This window comes from Streptomyces sp. 2P-4, from assembly GCF_030167965.1.
Classification (GTDB): Bacteria; Actinomycetota; Actinomycetes; order Streptomycetales; family Streptomycetaceae; genus Streptomyces; species Streptomyces globosus_A.
On the sequence record NZ_CP095011.1, the window covers coordinates 4,453,915 to 4,468,485 of the forward strand.

Sequence of the window (14,571 nt, forward strand, 5' to 3'; positions counted from 1 at the left end):
CCCGGCGGCGTTCCGGGGGCGGGCGGGTGCCGCCGGCCGGCCTGCGGGGCTCACGGCCGCGGGCCGCGGATCTCCACCGCGGCGCACCGCCAGCGCAGGTCGGGGCCCTGCTCCAGGCGGAACGCCATCGCGGAGACCCGCTCGCCGGTGGCGATGCGGGCGAAGGCCTCGATGACCCCGGGCCCGGGGTGGAAGCGGCCGCAGTGGCGCAGGACGGGCCGTAAGCGGCGGCGCAGCGGGCCGCTGGGGGCGAGGCTCACGAGCTGGTCGTAGGCCGGTCCGACGGTCAGGCCGAGCAGGGAGTGCACGGGGCGCTGGCCGGAGACGACGGCGAGCAGCTGCTCCGCGAACCAGTCGTGCGGGCCGCGGGGCCGTACGGGCCGTGCGGGGCGGGCGGGGCGGGGCCGCGCCGGTCGCGGCGGGCGGGCGGCCTGGTGGTGTGCGCGGTCCGTGCGGTCATGGTGTCCCCGTGGTGGCCGGGCCCGGCGGGTACCGGGCGGTAACCTGGTCGGTGATCTTCTATGTCCGCCCCGCCACGCTCCGCAACGCCCGGCGGCGCCCCGGAGGGGCACCCCGCGGGTTCACCTATCCGGGTGGCCGGGGCACCCCTCCCGCCCCTTACGCCCCCGCCCGGCCGCGCAGAGGGGCGGCTACGCCCGTCACCGCGCGCGGCCGCCTGCCCGCCCGCCCCCGGCCGGGCGCGGCAGCGGCCCCCGATCGGGGACACCGGTCGTCACCCCGTGCAGCCGGCTCCCCCGCCCGGGGCGGGATCCCGCGGGAGGCCGGGGGCGGGACGCCTGCGGGATGGCGGCCGTATCCTGGATGGGTTTCCGACTACCGAAAGCGGCCGGCCATGCGCGTGTACGTCCCCCTGACCCTGCCCGGGCTCGCCGAGGTGCACCAGGCGGGTGAGCTGGGCGGCGACCCGCTGCGCGGGTACGCCGTCACGCCCGGCCTGCGCGAGTGGTACGTGTCGGACGACCTCGAAGAGCTGGAGTACGCGGCCCTCGGCCGCGCCGCCGAGGCCTCGCTGCGGCTGCTCGCCGAGGACGCCGCCGCCCCGCGCAAGCGCGTCGTCGTCGCCTTCGACGTCGCCGAGCAGGCCGCCGCCCCCGTCCCCGGCTCCGACGGCCCCGCGCTCGGCCAGGTCGCCCTGTCCGGGCCGGTGCGCCTCGCCGCTGCCGCCGCCGTGCACGTCGACGCCGACGACGCCGTCGCCGACGTGGCGGCCGCCGCCGAGGCCGTGGGCGCCGCCGACGCGGGCGACGACGCCGCCCGCCCGGCCCTCGACGGCGCCGAGGACCACGAACTGCTGTGGTTCGGCGTGCAGGAGATCCCGGGACTGCTGGCATGACCGGCGGCCCGGCGTCCGCGCGCCGCCACATCGTCTGGGACTGGAACGGCACGCTCCTGCACGACATCCACGCCGTGATCGCGGCGACGAACGCCTCCTTCGCCGAGTTCGGCTTCGCGCCCATCACCCTGGAGCGCTACCGGGAGCTGTACGTCGTACCGGTGCCGAAGTTCTACGAGCGCCTCATGGGCCGGCTGCCCACCGACACCGAGTGGGCCGTCATGGACGAGGCCTTCCACCGCCACTACTGGGCCGCCGCCGAGGAGGCCGGGCTCACCGACGGGGCCCGCGGGCTGCTCGCGGAGTGGGAGGCCGACGGCCTCACCCAGTCCCTGCTGTCGCTCGCGCCCCACGACCGCCTCGTCCCGCTCGTGCGCCGGTACGGCATCGAGCGGCACTTCCTGCGCGTCGACGGCCGCACCGGCCCCTCCCACACCTCAAAGGCCGGCCACCTCGTGCGCCACATGGAGGCCCTCGCCGCCCGCGGCGTGGCACCCGAGCACACGGTCCTCATCGGAGACGCGGTCGACGATGCCTCGGCCGCCGCCCACGTAGGCGCTCGGGCCGTCCTCTACACGGGTGGTTCGCACAGCCGCTCCAGTCTGGAATCAGCCGGTGTCCCCGTCGTGGACAGCCTGGCAGAGGCCGTACGCACTGCTCGCGAGCTGGCCGAATAGGCACTGGCACGGCCCGTGGGCCGCGTCACTGCGCACATCGTCAAACTTCCCTACCTGCTTTTGTACAGATCCGGACCGTGACGCGGTGGGGGTGCGGCGAGATAGCCTGGTACCCGTGATCAGCGCGATATCCATCGGGGGCGCCGAAGCCCCCGGCCTGCGCCCGGCGCACGACCGTGCCCGGGCCTTCGCTGGTCCCCGCCGCCGGGACGACGTGCCGATCTTGGCCGAATCCCTCCCGGACGGCTTTCACGACGACATAGCGTCGACTCCGGACGGACCACCCGCTTCGCGGCGCTACGTCATTCCTTCCTTCACCTACGTCACGCAATGGCGCGCGACAGGAGCCAGAGGACATGCAGACCAAGCTGGACGAAGCAAAGGCCGAGCTGCTCGCGCGGGCGGCCCGGGTAGCTGAGCACAGCCCGGCCGGGGGGGTACTTCCGACTGGGGCAGAGCAGGGCCGGCGGCCCGACCCGGACACCACTCTCGCCTATCTCCAGCGCTACTACCTGCACACCGCTCCCGAGGACCTCGTGGACCGGGACCCGGTCGACGTGTTCGGGGCGGCGCTGTCGCACTACCGGCTCGCCGAGAACCGGCCGCAGGGCACCGCGAACGTCCGCGTCCACACGCCGACGGTCGAGGAGAACGGCTGGACCTCCAGCCACTCCGTCGTCGAGGTCGTCACCGACGACATGCCCTTCCTGGTCGACTCCGTCACCAACGAGCTCTCCCGCCAGGGCCGCGGCATCCACGTCGTGATCCACCCGCAGGTCGTCGTCCGCCGCGACGTCACCGGCAAGCTGATCGAGATCCTCGGCCCGGACTGCGACGCCCACGGCCCCCGGACCGCCCGCCCGCACGACGCCCTCGTCGAGTCGTGGATCCACGTCGAGATCGACCGCGAGACCGACCGCGCCGACCTCAAGCAGATCAACGCCGACCTGCTGCGCGTCCTGTCCGACGTCCGCGAGGCCGTCGAGGACTGGGAGAAGATGCGCGACACCGCGCTGCGCATCGCCGACGGCCTGCCCGACGAGCCGGCCGCCCCCGACCTCCACGAGTACGAGCCCGAAGAGGCCCGCGAGCTGCTGCGCTGGCTCGCCGACGACCACTTCACCTTCCTCGGCTACCGCGAGTACAACCTCGTCGACGGAGACGCCCTCGCCGCCGTGCCCGGCACCGGCCTCGGCATCCTGCGCTCCGACCCGCGCCACGACTCCCGCGAGGACGCCCACCCCGTCTCGCCGTCCTTCAACCGGCTGCCGGCCGACGCCCGCGCCAAGGCGCGCGAGCACCGCCTGCTGGTCCTGACCAAGGCCAACAGCCGCGCCACCGTGCACCGCCCCTCGTACCTCGACTACGTCGGCGTCAAGAAGTTCGACGCCGAGGGCAACGTCGTCGGCGAGCGCCGCTTCCTCGGCCTGTTCTCCTCCGCCGCCTACACCGAGTCCGTGCGCCGCGTGCCGGTCATCCGCCGCAAGGTCGCCGAGGTGCTGGAGGGCGCCGGCTTCTCGCCGTCCAGCCACGACGGCCGCGACCTGCTCCAGATCCTGGAGACCTACCCGCGCGACGAGCTGTTCCAGACCCCGGTCGACAAGCTCCGCGAGATCGTCACCTCGGTCCTCTACCTGCAGGAGCGCCGCCGGCTGCGCCTGTACCTGCGCCAGGACGAGTACGGCCGCTACTACTCGGCCCTCGTCTACCTGCCGCGCGACCGCTTCACCACCGGCGTCCGGCTGCGCCTGATGGACATCCTGCGGGACGAGCTCGGCGGCACCAGCGTCGACTTCACCGCCTGGAACACCGAGTCGATCCTCTCCCGCATCCACTTCGTCGTCCGCGTCCCGCAGGGCACCGAGCTGCCCGCGCTGACCGACTCCGACGTCGAGCGCCTGGAGGGCCGCCTCGTCGAGGCCGCCCGCTCCTGGGCCGACGGCTTCGGCGAGGCCCTGACCGCCGAGCTGGGCGAGGAGCGCGCCGCCGAGCTGCTGCGCAAGTACGGCGGCTCCTTCCCCGAGGGCTACAAGGCCGACCACACGGCCCGCATGGCCGTCTCCGACCTGGTCCACCTGGAGCGGCTCGACGCCAGCGACCGCGACTTCGCGCTGTCGCTGTACGAGCCGGTCGGCGCCGGCCCCGGCGAGCGCCGGTTCAAGATCTACCGCACCGGCGACCAGGTCTCGCTGTCCGCGGTGCTGCCGGTCCTCCAGCGCCTGGGCGTCGAGGTCACCGACGAGCGCCCGTACGAGCTGCGCCGCAGCGACCGCACCAGCGCCTGGATCTACGACTTCGGCCTGCGGATGCCCGTCTCCGGCACCGGCGACGCCTACCTCGGCGACGATGCCCGCGAGCGCTTCCAGGACGCCTTCGCGGCGGTCTGGCGCGGCGACGCCGAGAACGACAACTTCAACACCCTCGTCCTCGGCGCCGGGCTGACCTGGCGGCAGGCCGTCGTCCTGCGCGCGTACGCCAAGTACCTGCGCCAGGCCGGCTCCACCTTCAGCCAGGACTACATGGAGGACACCCTCCGCAACAACGTCCACACCACCCGGCTGCTGGTCTCGCTGTTCGAGGCCCGCATGTCGCCCGGCCGCCAGGCCGCCGGCACCGAGCTCGTCGACGCCATGCTCGAAGAGCTCGACGGAGCCCTGGACCAGGTCGCCTCCCTGGACGAGGACCGCATCCTGCGCTCCTTCCTCACGCTGATCAAGGCGACGCTGCGGACGAACTTCTTCCAGCTCAACGCGGCCGGCGAGCAGCACTCCTACGTGTCGATGAAGTTCGACCCGCAGGCCATCCCGGAGCTGCCGGCCCCGCGCCCGGCCTTCGAGATCTGGGTGTACTCGCCGCGCGTCGAGGGCGTCCACCTGCGCTTCGGCAAGGTCGCCCGAGGCGGCCTGCGCTGGTCCGACCGCCGCGAGGACTTCCGCACCGAGATCCTCGGCCTGGTCAAGGCGCAGATGGTGAAGAACACCGTCATCGTGCCCGTCGGCGCCAAGGGCGGCTTCGTCGCGAAGAACCTACCGGACCCGTCCGTGGACCGTGACGCCTGGCTCGCCGAGGGCGTCGCCGCGTACAAGATCTTCATCTCGGCGCTGCTCGACATCACCGACAACATGGTCGGCGGCGAGGTCGTGCCGCCCAAGGGCGTCGTCCGCCACGACGAGGACGACACCTACCTCGTCGTCGCCGCCGACAAGGGCACCGCGACCTTCTCCGACATCGCCAACGGCGTCGCGGAGTCGTACGGCTTCTGGCTGGGCGACGCCTTCGCCTCCGGCGGCTCGGCCGGCTACGACCACAAGGGCATGGGCATCACCGCCCGCGGCGCCTGGGAGTCCGTCAAGCGGCACTTCCGCGAGCTGGGCCACGACACCCAGAACCAGGACTTCACCGTCGTCGGCGTCGGCGACATGTCCGGCGACGTCTTCGGCAACGGCATGCTGCTCTCCGAGCACATCCGCCTGGTCGCCGCGTTCGACCACCGGCACATCTTCATCGACCCGAACCCGGACGCGGCGGTCTCCTACGCCGAGCGCCGCCGCCTGTTCGAGCTGCCGCGCTCCTCGTGGGCCGACTACAACACCGAGCTGCTGTCGCCCGGCGGCGGCGTCCACCCGCGCTCGGCGAAGTCCATCCCGGTCAACGCGCAGATGCGCGAGGCCCTCGGGATCGAGGCGGGCGTCACCAAGATGACCCCGGCCGAGCTGATGCAGGCCGTCCTCCACGCCCCGGTCGACCTGCTGTGGAACGGCGGCATCGGCACGTACGTCAAGGCGGCCTCCGAGACGCACGCCGAGGTCGGCGACAAGGCCAACGACGCGATCCGCGTCAACGGCGCCGACGTCCGCGCGAAGGTCATCGGCGAGGGCGGCAACCTCGGCCTGACCCAGCTGGGCCGCATCGAGTTCGCCCGCAGCGGCGCCGGCGGCGGGGGCGGCAGGGTCAACACCGACGCCATCGACAACAGCGCCGGCGTGGACACCTCCGACCACGAGGTGAACATCAAGATCCTGCTCAACGCGGTCGTCGCGGACGGCGACATGACCGTCAAGCAGCGCAACGCCCTGCTGGCGGAGATGACCGACGAGGTCGGCACGCTCGTCCTGCGCAACAACTACGCGCAGAACACGGCCCTGGCCAACGGCAGCGCCCAGGCCCACAGCCTGCTCCACGCCCAGCAGCGCTTCATGCGCCGCCTGGAGCAGGCCGGGCAGCTCGACCGCAGCCTGGAGTTCCTGCCCGCCGACCGGCACATCCGCGAGCTGCTCGGCGGCGGCAGCGGCCTGACCCAGCCGGAGCTGGCCGTCCTGCTCGCCTACACCAAGATCACGGTGGCGGACGAGCTGATCCACACGCAGCTGCCGGACGACCCGTACCTGCGCCGCCTGCTGGACGCCTACTTCCCGGCCCCGCTGCGCGCCCGGTTCCCGGAGCAGATCGCCTCGCACGCCCTGCGCCGGGAGATCATCACCACGCTCCTGGTCAACGACACCGTCAACACCGGCGGTTCGACCTTCCTGCACCGCCTGCGGGAGGAGACCGGCGCCTCCACGGAGGAGATCGTGCGGGCGCAGCTCGCGGCCCGCGAGATCTTCGGCCTGGCCGAGGTGTGGGACGCGGTCGAGGCCCTGGACAACGTGGTCGCGGCGGACGTCCAGACCCGGGTGCGCCTGCACTCGCGGCGCCTGGTCGAGCGCGGTACGCGCTGGCTGCTGAACAACCGGCCGCAGCCGCTCCAGATCACCGAGACGATCGAGCTGTTCCAGGAGCGGGTCACCCGGGTCTGGGAGGAGCTGCCGAAGCTGGTGCGCGGCGCGGACCTGGAGTGGTACCAGCTGGTCATGGACGAGCTGACCGGCGAGGGCGTGCCGGTGGAGCTGGCGGCGAAGGTCGCCGGCTTCTCCTCGGCCTTCCCGACGCTGGACATCGTCGCCATCTCGGACCGCACCGGCGTGGACCCGCTGGGTGTCGCCGAGGTCTACTACGACCTCGCCGACCGCCTGGAGATCACGCAGCTGATGGACCGGATCATCGAGCTCCCGCGGGGCGACCGCTGGCAGTCGATGGCCCGCGCCTCGATCCGCGAGGACCTCTTCGCGGCGCACGCCGCGCTCACCGCCGACGTGCTGGCGGCGGGCGGCGGGGACGCCACGCCCGAGGAGCGCTTCAAGGCGTGGGAGGAGACCAACGCGGCGATCATCAGCCGGGCGCGGACGACCCTGGACGAGATCCGGGGCTCGGACGACTTCGACCTGGCCAACCTGTCCGTGGCCATGCGGACGATGCGCTCGCTGCTGAGGGCGCACGCGTAACCGCGCCGCCGTGCCGGAGGGCCGGGCCCGGACCCCTTGGGGGGTTCCGGGCCCGGCCCTTACCAGGGGTGTTGCAGGGCCGGCCGTTCAGCCGCCGCGCGCGGAACGCTCGTACGCCTCGCAGACCTCGGCGGCGGGCCCGTCCATGCGCAGGGCGCCCGCCTCCAGCCAGAGCGCCCGGTCGCAGGTGTCGCGGACGGTGCCGATCGCATGGCTGACGAGGAAGACCGTCCCGGCCCGCTCCCGCAGCTCCTCGATGCGCGCCTGGCTGCGGCGCTGGAAGGCGGCGTCGCCGGTGGCCAGCGCCTCGTCGATCATCAGCACCTCGTGGTCCACGGCGGCGGCGATGGAGAAGCGCAGCCGGGCGGCCATCCCGGAGGAGTAGGTCCGCATCGGGAGGGAGCTGAAGGCGTCCCGCTCGTCGATGCCGGAGAAGTCCACGATGCCCCGGTAGCGGCGGCGGACCTCCTCCCGCGACATGCCCATGGCCAGGCCGCCGAGGACGATGTTGCGCTCACCGGTCAGGTCGTTCATCAGGGCGGCGTTGACGCCGAGCAGGGAGGGCCGGCCCAGGGCGTGGACGGTGCCCCGGGTGAGGGGCTGGAGGCCGGCGACGGCCCGCAGCAGGGTGGACTTGCCCGATCCGTTGGAGCCGATCAGCCCGATCGCCTCGCCCCGGTACGCGGTGAAGGTGACGCCCTTCACGGCGTGCACCCGGTACGCGCCCGGGGCGGGCCCGCCGCGCCGCAGGAGGCGGCTCAGGGCGGCGGCCGCGCCGCCCCGGCGGGCGCCCGCGCGGACGGTGTGGACGACGTGGACGCCGTCGGCGATGACGGTGGGGACACGGGCGCCGCCGGATGCGGGGGAGGGGATGTCAGCCACGGCCGTACTCCTCCTCCGCCCGCCAGAACCAGACGAACCCGCCGACCGCGGCGGCCAGCGCCCAGCCGGCGGCGAGCGCCCACGCGTGCGGCGGGAGCGGCTGCGCCGCGGAGCCGTCGACGAGTGCGTGGCGGACGAGGCCGATGTAGACGGCGGCCGGGTTGGCGCCGAGCGCGGTGCCGGCCCAGTGCGGCAGGTGCCCCTGGCCGACGACGTGGCCGATGGACCACATGACCCCCGAGGCGTACATCCAGGTGCGCAGCACGAACGGCATGAGCTGGGCGGTGTCGGGGACGCGGCTGCCGATACGGGCCATGGCCAGGGCGCAGCCGGTGCAGAAGAGGGCCGTGAGGAGCAGGGCGGGCACGGCCAGCAGCCAGCGGGCCTGCGGCGGCCGGCCGAGGGCGGTGAGCAGGGCCAGCAGGGCGCCCATGCTGACCAGCAGCTGCTGGAAGTGCTGCACGACCGCGGCCAGCGGCAGGCTCGCGCGGGGGAAGTGCAGAGCGCGGACGAGGCCGAGGTTGGCGTGGACGGCGCGGGTGCCGGCGTTCACGGTGCTGCCGATGAAGTCCCACACGAAGACGCCGGTCAGCAGGAACGGCAGGTAGTCGGGGACGCCGTGGCTCTGGCGCAGGACGACGCCGAAGACGGCGTAGTAGACGGCGGCGTTCAGCAGCGGGGTCGCGAGCTGCCAGAGTCCGCCGAGGCGGGCTGTGCTGTAGGAGGCCCGGGTGCGGGCGGTGGCGTACGCGGTCACGAAGTGGCGGCGCTCCCACAGGAGCCTGAGGTACCGCGGCAGGGGCGGGCGGGCGCCGCTGAGGGTGAGGCCGTGGGCGGCGGCCAGTTCCGCCGGGGTGGGGGCGGCGGCCGGGGCGGTCATGGCTGGGGTCACGGGTGGTCGCTTTCGACGGGTCCTTCGCGGGGTGTGCGGCGGCGGGGCCGCGCGGGTGTCGCCGCGCGGCACTCGACGACGGAACGGATCCGTATCGTCGCTACGGGGAGGTTACGGCCGCATGCGTCGGGACGCAACCGTATCGTCGTGACGTGGAAGGGGTGGCGTGCGCGGCTATGCTCTGCCCCATGGCCACGGATCCCACCGCCCCCGCCCCCGCCCGCCGCGCCCCGGCCGGCGCAGCCGTCCTGCGCGAGGACGTCACCGCGGCGATCCGGGAGGCGGTGCTCGCCGAGCTCGCCGCCGTCGGGTTCGCCCGGATGTCCATCGAGGGCGTCGCCCGCCGGGCCGGCGTCGGCAAGACGGCCGTCTACCGGCGGTGGAAGTCCAAGCTCCACCTGGTGCTCGACCTGATCGGCGCCTTCGCGGCGGACGGCCTGCCCGCCCCCTCCACCGGCTCCCTCCAGGGGGACGTCCGCGCCCTGCTGGAGGTCTTCTCACACCTCCTGCGCCACCCCGTGGCCTCGGCCGTCATCCCCGACCTGCTCGTGGAGGCTGCCCGCCACCCGGAGCTCGCGGACGCCGTCCGCGGGGCCCTGCTGGAGGGCCGCCGGCGCATGGCCGAGGCCGTCGTCACGGCGGCGCAGGAGCGCGGCGAACTGCCCGCCGGCGCGGACCCCGCCGCCGCCATGGACCTGGTGGCCGGGCCGCTCTACTGGCGCCAGACGGTCATCGGGCAGCCGTTCACCGGCCCCGAACTCGACGTCCTGGCCCGCCAGGTGGTGGCGGGCCTGAAGGCGGCCCCCGCGGCCGGCTGAGCCTCGGCCGCCGTCACGGCCACGGGCTCGGCGACAGCGCCGCCGGCTCGTCCGGCCGGGCCGCCGGGGCCGGGCGGCGTTCCGCCATCGGCACGACCTCCGGCACCGGGCCCGGCCGGCCGAGGAAGACCCGGCGGACGACCCGCTCGGCCGCGTTCCCGTCGTCGTACGGGCAGAAGCGCGCCCGGAACGCCGCCCGCAGCTGGGCCGAGCGGGAACCCTGCCAGTGCCCGGTCGTGAAGATGTCGACCAGCTCGTCCTCGGTCCGCGCGATCGCCCCCGGAGGGAAGGCCCGCAGGTCGAAGTAGGTGCCGCGGGCCGCCTCGTACGCCTCCCAGTCGTCGGCATGGACCACGATCGGCCGGTCCAGCACCGCGTAGTCGAACATCAGGGACGAGTAGTCCGTCACCAGCGCGTCCGATGCCAGGCACAGCTCCTCCACCGACGGGTGCGCGGAGACGTCCAGCAGCCGCGGGTGCCGGATCGCTGCCCGCGGGCCGAACTCCGCGTAGGTGAGGTGGTCGCGCACCAGCAGCGTGAACCTCGGGCCCAGGTCCCGCAGCACCCGCTCGAAGTCGAGGTGGTCCGGGCGGCTGCGCCGGTAGTCGCGGTGCGTCGGCGCATACAGCACGGCCGTGGTGCCCGGCTCGATGCCGAGGCGCTCGCGCAGCGCGGCCACGTCCGCCCCCGTCGCCCGGTGGAAGATGTCGTTCCGCGGATGGCCGTACTCCAGCACCTCGTACGGGGACGGGACGGCCCGCTGCCACACGAGGGTGGAGTGCCGGTTCGCGGACAGCAGGAAGTCCCACTGGTCGGCGCCGCGCAGCAGGCCCGCGAAGTCCGTCGTCGGATGGGCCGCCGGCCGGTCCCGCAGGTCCAGGCCGACCCGCTTCAGCGGGGTGCCGTGCTGCGTCTGGAGGAGGACCTGGCCCGGCCGCTTGACCAGCGCCCGGTCGGTGTTGACGTTCGTCGTCAGGTACGCGGCCCGCGCCAGCGCCGACCAGTACGCGGCCGAACCCGGCCGCAGCCAGGCCGTCTGCGGCGGCAGCGTGGCGGCGTGCCGCAGGTCGCAGATCCACGCCGTCCGCATGTGCGGGGCCAGCTCCCGCAGCTTCGCCTCGATCGCGGCCGGGTTGCAGGCGTACCCGCCGTGCCAGTACGCGGAGAACACCGCCAGCTCCCGGTGCAGCGGCAGCAGCCGCTGGATGCGGTAGTGCAGGCGCAGCGCGCTCTCCCGAAGCCCCCGCCCCAGGGCCGCCCCCGCCCGGCCGGCGGCCTCCGCCGCCGTGCGCAGCAGCGACAGGGCGCGGTGGGTGCGGCGCAGCCCCAGGAGCATCAGGGCGTGCCGGAGCCGGTCGGCGCGCGCCGGCGCGGGTGCGGCCGGGGCGGCCGGCGCCCCGGACGGCCGGTGCCGGCGCAGCAGGGCGGAGGCGCGGCGGTGGAACTCCGGGCGGGCGGCGCGCGGGAGGCGGCCGGGGTCGGCGTACACGGCGCAGAGGTGCTCGGCCATCCGCCGGTGCACGGCGGGCCGCCAGCGCTCCAGCCCGGGCCGGGTCGCGAGGTGGCCGAAGAGGCGCTCGTACTGGTCGAGGACGTCCAGGTGGCGGCGGTCCGGCGGGGCGGCGGGCGAGCCGGTGCGCCGCAGCCGGTGGTGCACGCAGACCCGGTCCAGGACGGCGACGGACTCCGCCGCCAGCAGCGCCGGATACGTCCAGGCCGTGTCCGCGTACAGGCCCGGCGGGAAGGACAGGCCCTCGCGCTCGACGTACTCGCGGCGGCAGGCCTTGTTCCAGGCCGCCGTCGGCAGGCCGAGGAGCTCCGGCCGGTCCGCGAGCCGGAAGCAGGCGGGCCCCTCCTCGGACAGCAGCCGGGTGAGGCGGTCGCGGACGACCTCGCCGGTCCAGTGGGTGCACGCGTGGCCGTAGACGAGGACGTCGGGGGAGCCGGCGGCGTCGAGCCGGTCGGAGACGGCCCGCAGGGCGCCCGGCGCGAGGGTGTCGCCGCCGTCGAGGAAGACGACGTACTCGCCGCGGGCCCGGGCGAGCCCGGCGTTGCGGGCCGGGCCCGCGCCCAGGGGGTGCGCCAGGCGGACGGCCGTGACGCGCGGATCGCGGGCCGCGTACTCGTCGGCGATCTGCCCGCAGCCGTCCGGGGAGGCGTCGTCCACGGCGATCAGCTCGAAGTCCGGGTACGACTGGGACAGCACCGACTCCAGGCTCTCCTGGAGGTACGCCTGCACCTCGTACGCGGGCACGATGACACTGAACCGGGGCACGGCACATCCAGGGGTCGGCGCGGGCATATGGCCCGGGAACCCCCGATGCGGCGACCGGGTTACGGGCCGTGCACCGATCGGATGACGCCGTCACTTCACGGCACCTGCCATCACCCCCGTGGTGAACTGCCGCTGGAAGGCGAAGAACACGGCCAGCGGGACGGCCATCGACAGGAACGCCCCCGGGGCGAGGACGTCGATGTTGTTGCCGAACTGGCGGACCTGCTGCTGGAGGGCGACCGTGATCGGCGGGTTCGCGGAGTCCGCGAAGACCAGCGCGACCAGCATGTCGTTCCACACCCACAGGAACTGGAAGATGCCGAGCGAGGCGATCGCCGGGCCGCCGAGCGGCAGCACCACCTGCGCGAACAGCCGCAGTTCGCCCGCCCCGTCGAGCCGGGCCGCCTCCAGGAGCTCCCGCGGGATCTGCGCGAAGAAGTTCCGCAGCAGGAACACGGCGAACGGCAGCCCGAAGGCGGTGTGGAACAGCACCACCCCGGCTGTGGTCTCGAACAGGCCGACCGCACCGAAGAGTTCGGAAACCGGGATCAGGGCCACCTGCACCGGCACCACCAGCAGGGCGACGACGGCGAGGAACAGGGCGTCCCGGCCCGGGAACTCCAGCCAGGCGAACGCGTACCCGGCGCAGGAGCCCAGCACGAGGACGAGCAGCGTCGCCGGGACGGCGATCGCGACCGTGCTCAGCAGCGAGCCGGTGATCGCCTCGTCCGCGAGGAGCCGCTCGTAGTTCGCGGTGGTCAGGCGGGCCGGGGCGGTCAGCGCCCGCCACCAGCCGCCCCGGTCGAGCTCGCCGGCGTCCAGGAGCGAGGACACCAGCAGGCCGATCGTCGGCAGCAGCCAGAACAGGCCCGCGAGGACCAGGAAGACGCGGACCGCCCCGCCGGCCGCCTTGGACGCCGCAGCATGCACGAAGCTCATCGGCGGGCCTCCCGGCGCATCCGGCGGATGTTGTAGAGCATCACCGGCACCACCAGCACCAGCAGCAGCACCGCGATGGCGCTGCCCAGGCCCGCGTCGGCGGATGTGCCGAAGGACGTCCGGTACAGCTGGAGGGCCAGCACGTTCGCGTCGTCCTGGACCGAGCCCGGGGCGATCACGAAGACCAGGTCGAAGATCTTCATCACGTTGATGACGAGCGTGACGAGGACGACCGCCAGGACCGGCGCCAGCAGCGGCACCGTGATCCGGCGGAACACCTGCCACTCGGACGCCCCGTCCACCCGGGCCGCCTCCAGCAGCTCCCGCGGCACGGCCGCCAGCCCCGCCGCGATCAGCACCATCGCGAACCCGGCCCACATCCACACGTACGCCCCGATGACCGCCGGCGTGACCAGCGCCGGGCCCAGCCACTCCACCCCCGCGTACGCCTCGCGGAAGTTCGAGGCGGGCAGCCGCAGCAGCGCCCCGTCCGCCTTCCCCGACAGGGTGAACGTGCCGTCGGCCCGGGTCGTCGCCGAGTCGACCACCCGGCCGTCGCGGACCGCCTCCACGCGCATCCCCGCGAAGCCCGACTCCGAGGCGTCGACCGCGTTCGGCCGGCCGCCGCCGCCCCGCGTGAAGTCCTGCCAGGCCGTCCCCGTCACCTTCCCGGGCTCGGCCGGCGCCGTACGGGCCGGGCGCGTCCCCTCGGGGAGGGCGTCCGGGGCGACACCGACCAGCGGGAGCAGCACCGGCGTGCCCGCCCGCACCGGCTCCCGCGTGGCGAAGCCGCCCGTGGCCGCCCCCTCCTCCGGGACCAGCGGCGAGTCGCGGCCGGGGCGGGCCCGCGGGAACGCCGAGGCCGGGGCGAACGTGTCGTGCACCCCGACCCACACCGCGTTGGCGACACCCCGGTCGGGGTCGTGGTCGTAGACCAGCCGGAAGATGATCCCGGCGGCCAGCATCGAGATCGCCATCGGCATGAAGACCAGCAGCTTGAACGCGGTCCCCCAGCGCACCCGCTCCGTCAGGACCGCGAAGACGAGGCCGAGCGCCGTCGCCACGGCCGGCGCGAACACCACCCACACCGCCGTGTTCTCCACGGCCGTGCGGACGGCGTCGTCCCGCAGCAGCTCGGCGTAGTTGCCGCCGCCGACGAACACCTCGCCCGAGCGGTCGAAGAGGCTGCGCCACACCGAGTAGCCGATGGGGTGCACGACGAGCGCGCCGAGCAGCACCAGCGACGGCAGGAGGAACGCCGCCGCGACCAGGCGCCGGCGCCGGGCCTGCCGGGACAGGGAGGTGCGCCCGGTGCCCCCGGGCCGCTCCCGCCCGCGGTCCCCGCCCCGCCCGGACCGCGCCGCCGGCGCGGGCACGGCGGCCGGTGCCGCCGTGCCGTCCGAGGCCGCCACC

At 74.4% G+C, this 14,571-nt stretch carries 10 protein-coding genes; 4 read left to right on the plus strand and 6 right to left on the minus strand.

The window, feature by feature from the left end:
* Nucleotides 1–50: 50 nt before the first annotated feature.
* Nucleotides 51–308 (minus strand): Rv3235 family protein, encoded by a 258-nt coding sequence (locus tag MUK52_RS19665; RefSeq protein WP_502963585.1) that lies wholly within the window; start codon nt 306–308, stop codon nt 51–53.
* A 545-nt stretch (nt 309–853) separates the two neighbouring features.
* Here MUK52_RS19665 and MUK52_RS19670 point away from each other — a divergent pair.
* The 3 genes from MUK52_RS19670 (at nt 854) to MUK52_RS19680 (ending at nt 7,352) form a co-directional block, all read left to right on the plus strand.
* Complete coding sequence (locus MUK52_RS19670) at nt 854–1,354, plus strand: DUF6912 family protein (protein WP_114057759.1); 501 nt, start codon at nt 854–856, stop codon at nt 1,352–1,354.
* Nucleotides 1,351–2,031, plus strand: coding sequence for an HAD family hydrolase (locus MUK52_RS19675; RefSeq protein WP_114057758.1), 681 nt, complete (start codon nt 1,351–1,353; stop codon nt 2,029–2,031). The genes MUK52_RS19670 and MUK52_RS19675 overlap by 4 nt, the downstream gene beginning before the upstream one ends.
* Before the next feature lie 356 nt (nt 2,032–2,387).
* Nucleotides 2,388–7,352 (plus strand): NAD-glutamate dehydrogenase, encoded by a 4,965-nt coding sequence (locus MUK52_RS19680; RefSeq protein WP_114057757.1) that lies wholly within the window; start codon nt 2,388–2,390, stop codon nt 7,350–7,352.
* Between the two features lie 87 nt (nt 7,353–7,439).
* Here the strand turns inward: MUK52_RS19680 and MUK52_RS19685 are convergent, their stop codons facing one another.
* Nucleotides 7,440–8,234 (minus strand): ABC transporter ATP-binding protein, encoded by a 795-nt coding sequence (locus MUK52_RS19685; protein ID WP_284578720.1) that lies wholly within the window; start codon nt 8,232–8,234, stop codon nt 7,440–7,442.
* The gene (locus MUK52_RS19690) at nt 8,227–9,114 is read right to left on the minus strand and encodes an ABC transporter permease (protein ID WP_284581733.1); all 888 of its coding nucleotides are present in this window, start codon (nt 9,112–9,114) and stop codon (nt 8,227–8,229) included. Before MUK52_RS19690 ends, MUK52_RS19685 begins: the two co-directional genes overlap by 8 nt.
* Before the next feature lie 200 nt (nt 9,115–9,314).
* Between MUK52_RS19690 and MUK52_RS19695 the strand changes: the two genes are divergently transcribed.
* Nucleotides 9,315–9,944 carry a TetR/AcrR family transcriptional regulator gene (locus MUK52_RS19695; protein WP_284578722.1) on the plus strand — a complete coding sequence of 210 codons (630 nt, stop codon included), beginning with the start codon at nt 9,315–9,317 and terminating at the stop codon, nt 9,942–9,944.
* A gap of 13 nt (nt 9,945–9,957) precedes the next feature.
* Here the strand turns inward: MUK52_RS19695 and MUK52_RS19700 are convergent, their stop codons facing one another.
* The 3 genes from MUK52_RS19700 to MUK52_RS19710 all read right to left on the minus strand — a co-directional run bounded on the left by MUK52_RS19700 (nt 9,958) and on the right by MUK52_RS19710 (nt 14,570).
* A complete protein-coding gene (locus MUK52_RS19700) occupies nt 9,958–12,246 on the minus strand; it encodes a bifunctional glycosyltransferase/CDP-glycerol:glycerophosphate glycerophosphotransferase (RefSeq protein WP_284578724.1) in 2,289 nt (762 codons plus the stop codon).
* Nucleotides 12,247–12,309: 63 nt separating this feature from the next.
* Nucleotides 12,310–13,158, minus strand: a complete 849-nt coding sequence (locus MUK52_RS19705; RefSeq protein WP_114057755.1) for a carbohydrate ABC transporter permease — start codon at nt 13,156–13,158, stop codon at nt 12,310–12,312.
* Nucleotides 13,155–14,570 (minus strand): carbohydrate ABC transporter permease, encoded by a 1,416-nt coding sequence (locus MUK52_RS19710; RefSeq protein ID WP_502963586.1) that lies wholly within the window; start codon nt 14,568–14,570, stop codon nt 13,155–13,157. The genes MUK52_RS19705 and MUK52_RS19710 overlap by 4 nt, the downstream gene beginning before the upstream one ends.
* Nucleotide 14,571 lies beyond the last annotated feature (1 nt).

Excerpts from the sequence above, each read along its gene's own strand:
- MUK52_RS19690 (WP_284581733.1), bottom strand. The coding sequence starts at position 9,114 with ATGACCGCCCCGGCCGCCGCCCCCACCCCGGCGGAACTGGCCGCCGCC.
- MUK52_RS19680 (WP_114057757.1), top strand. The coding sequence starts at position 2,388 with ATGCAGACCAAGCTGGACGAAGCAAAGGCCGAGCTGCTCGCGCGGGCG.
- MUK52_RS19700 (WP_284578724.1), bottom strand. The coding sequence starts at position 12,246 with ATGCCCGCGCCGACCCCTGGATGTGCCGTGCCCCGGTTCAGTGTCATC.
- MUK52_RS19670 (WP_114057759.1), top strand. The coding sequence starts at position 854 with ATGCGCGTGTACGTCCCCCTGACCCTGCCCGGGCTCGCCGAGGTGCAC.
- MUK52_RS19695 (WP_284578722.1), top strand. The coding sequence starts at position 9,315 with ATGGCCACGGATCCCACCGCCCCCGCCCCCGCCCGCCGCGCCCCGGCC.
- MUK52_RS19705 (WP_114057755.1), bottom strand. The coding sequence starts at position 13,158 with ATGAGCTTCGTGCATGCTGCGGCGTCCAAGGCGGCCGGCGGGGCGGTC.
- MUK52_RS19675 (WP_114057758.1), top strand. The coding sequence starts at position 1,351 with ATGACCGGCGGCCCGGCGTCCGCGCGCCGCCACATCGTCTGGGACTGG.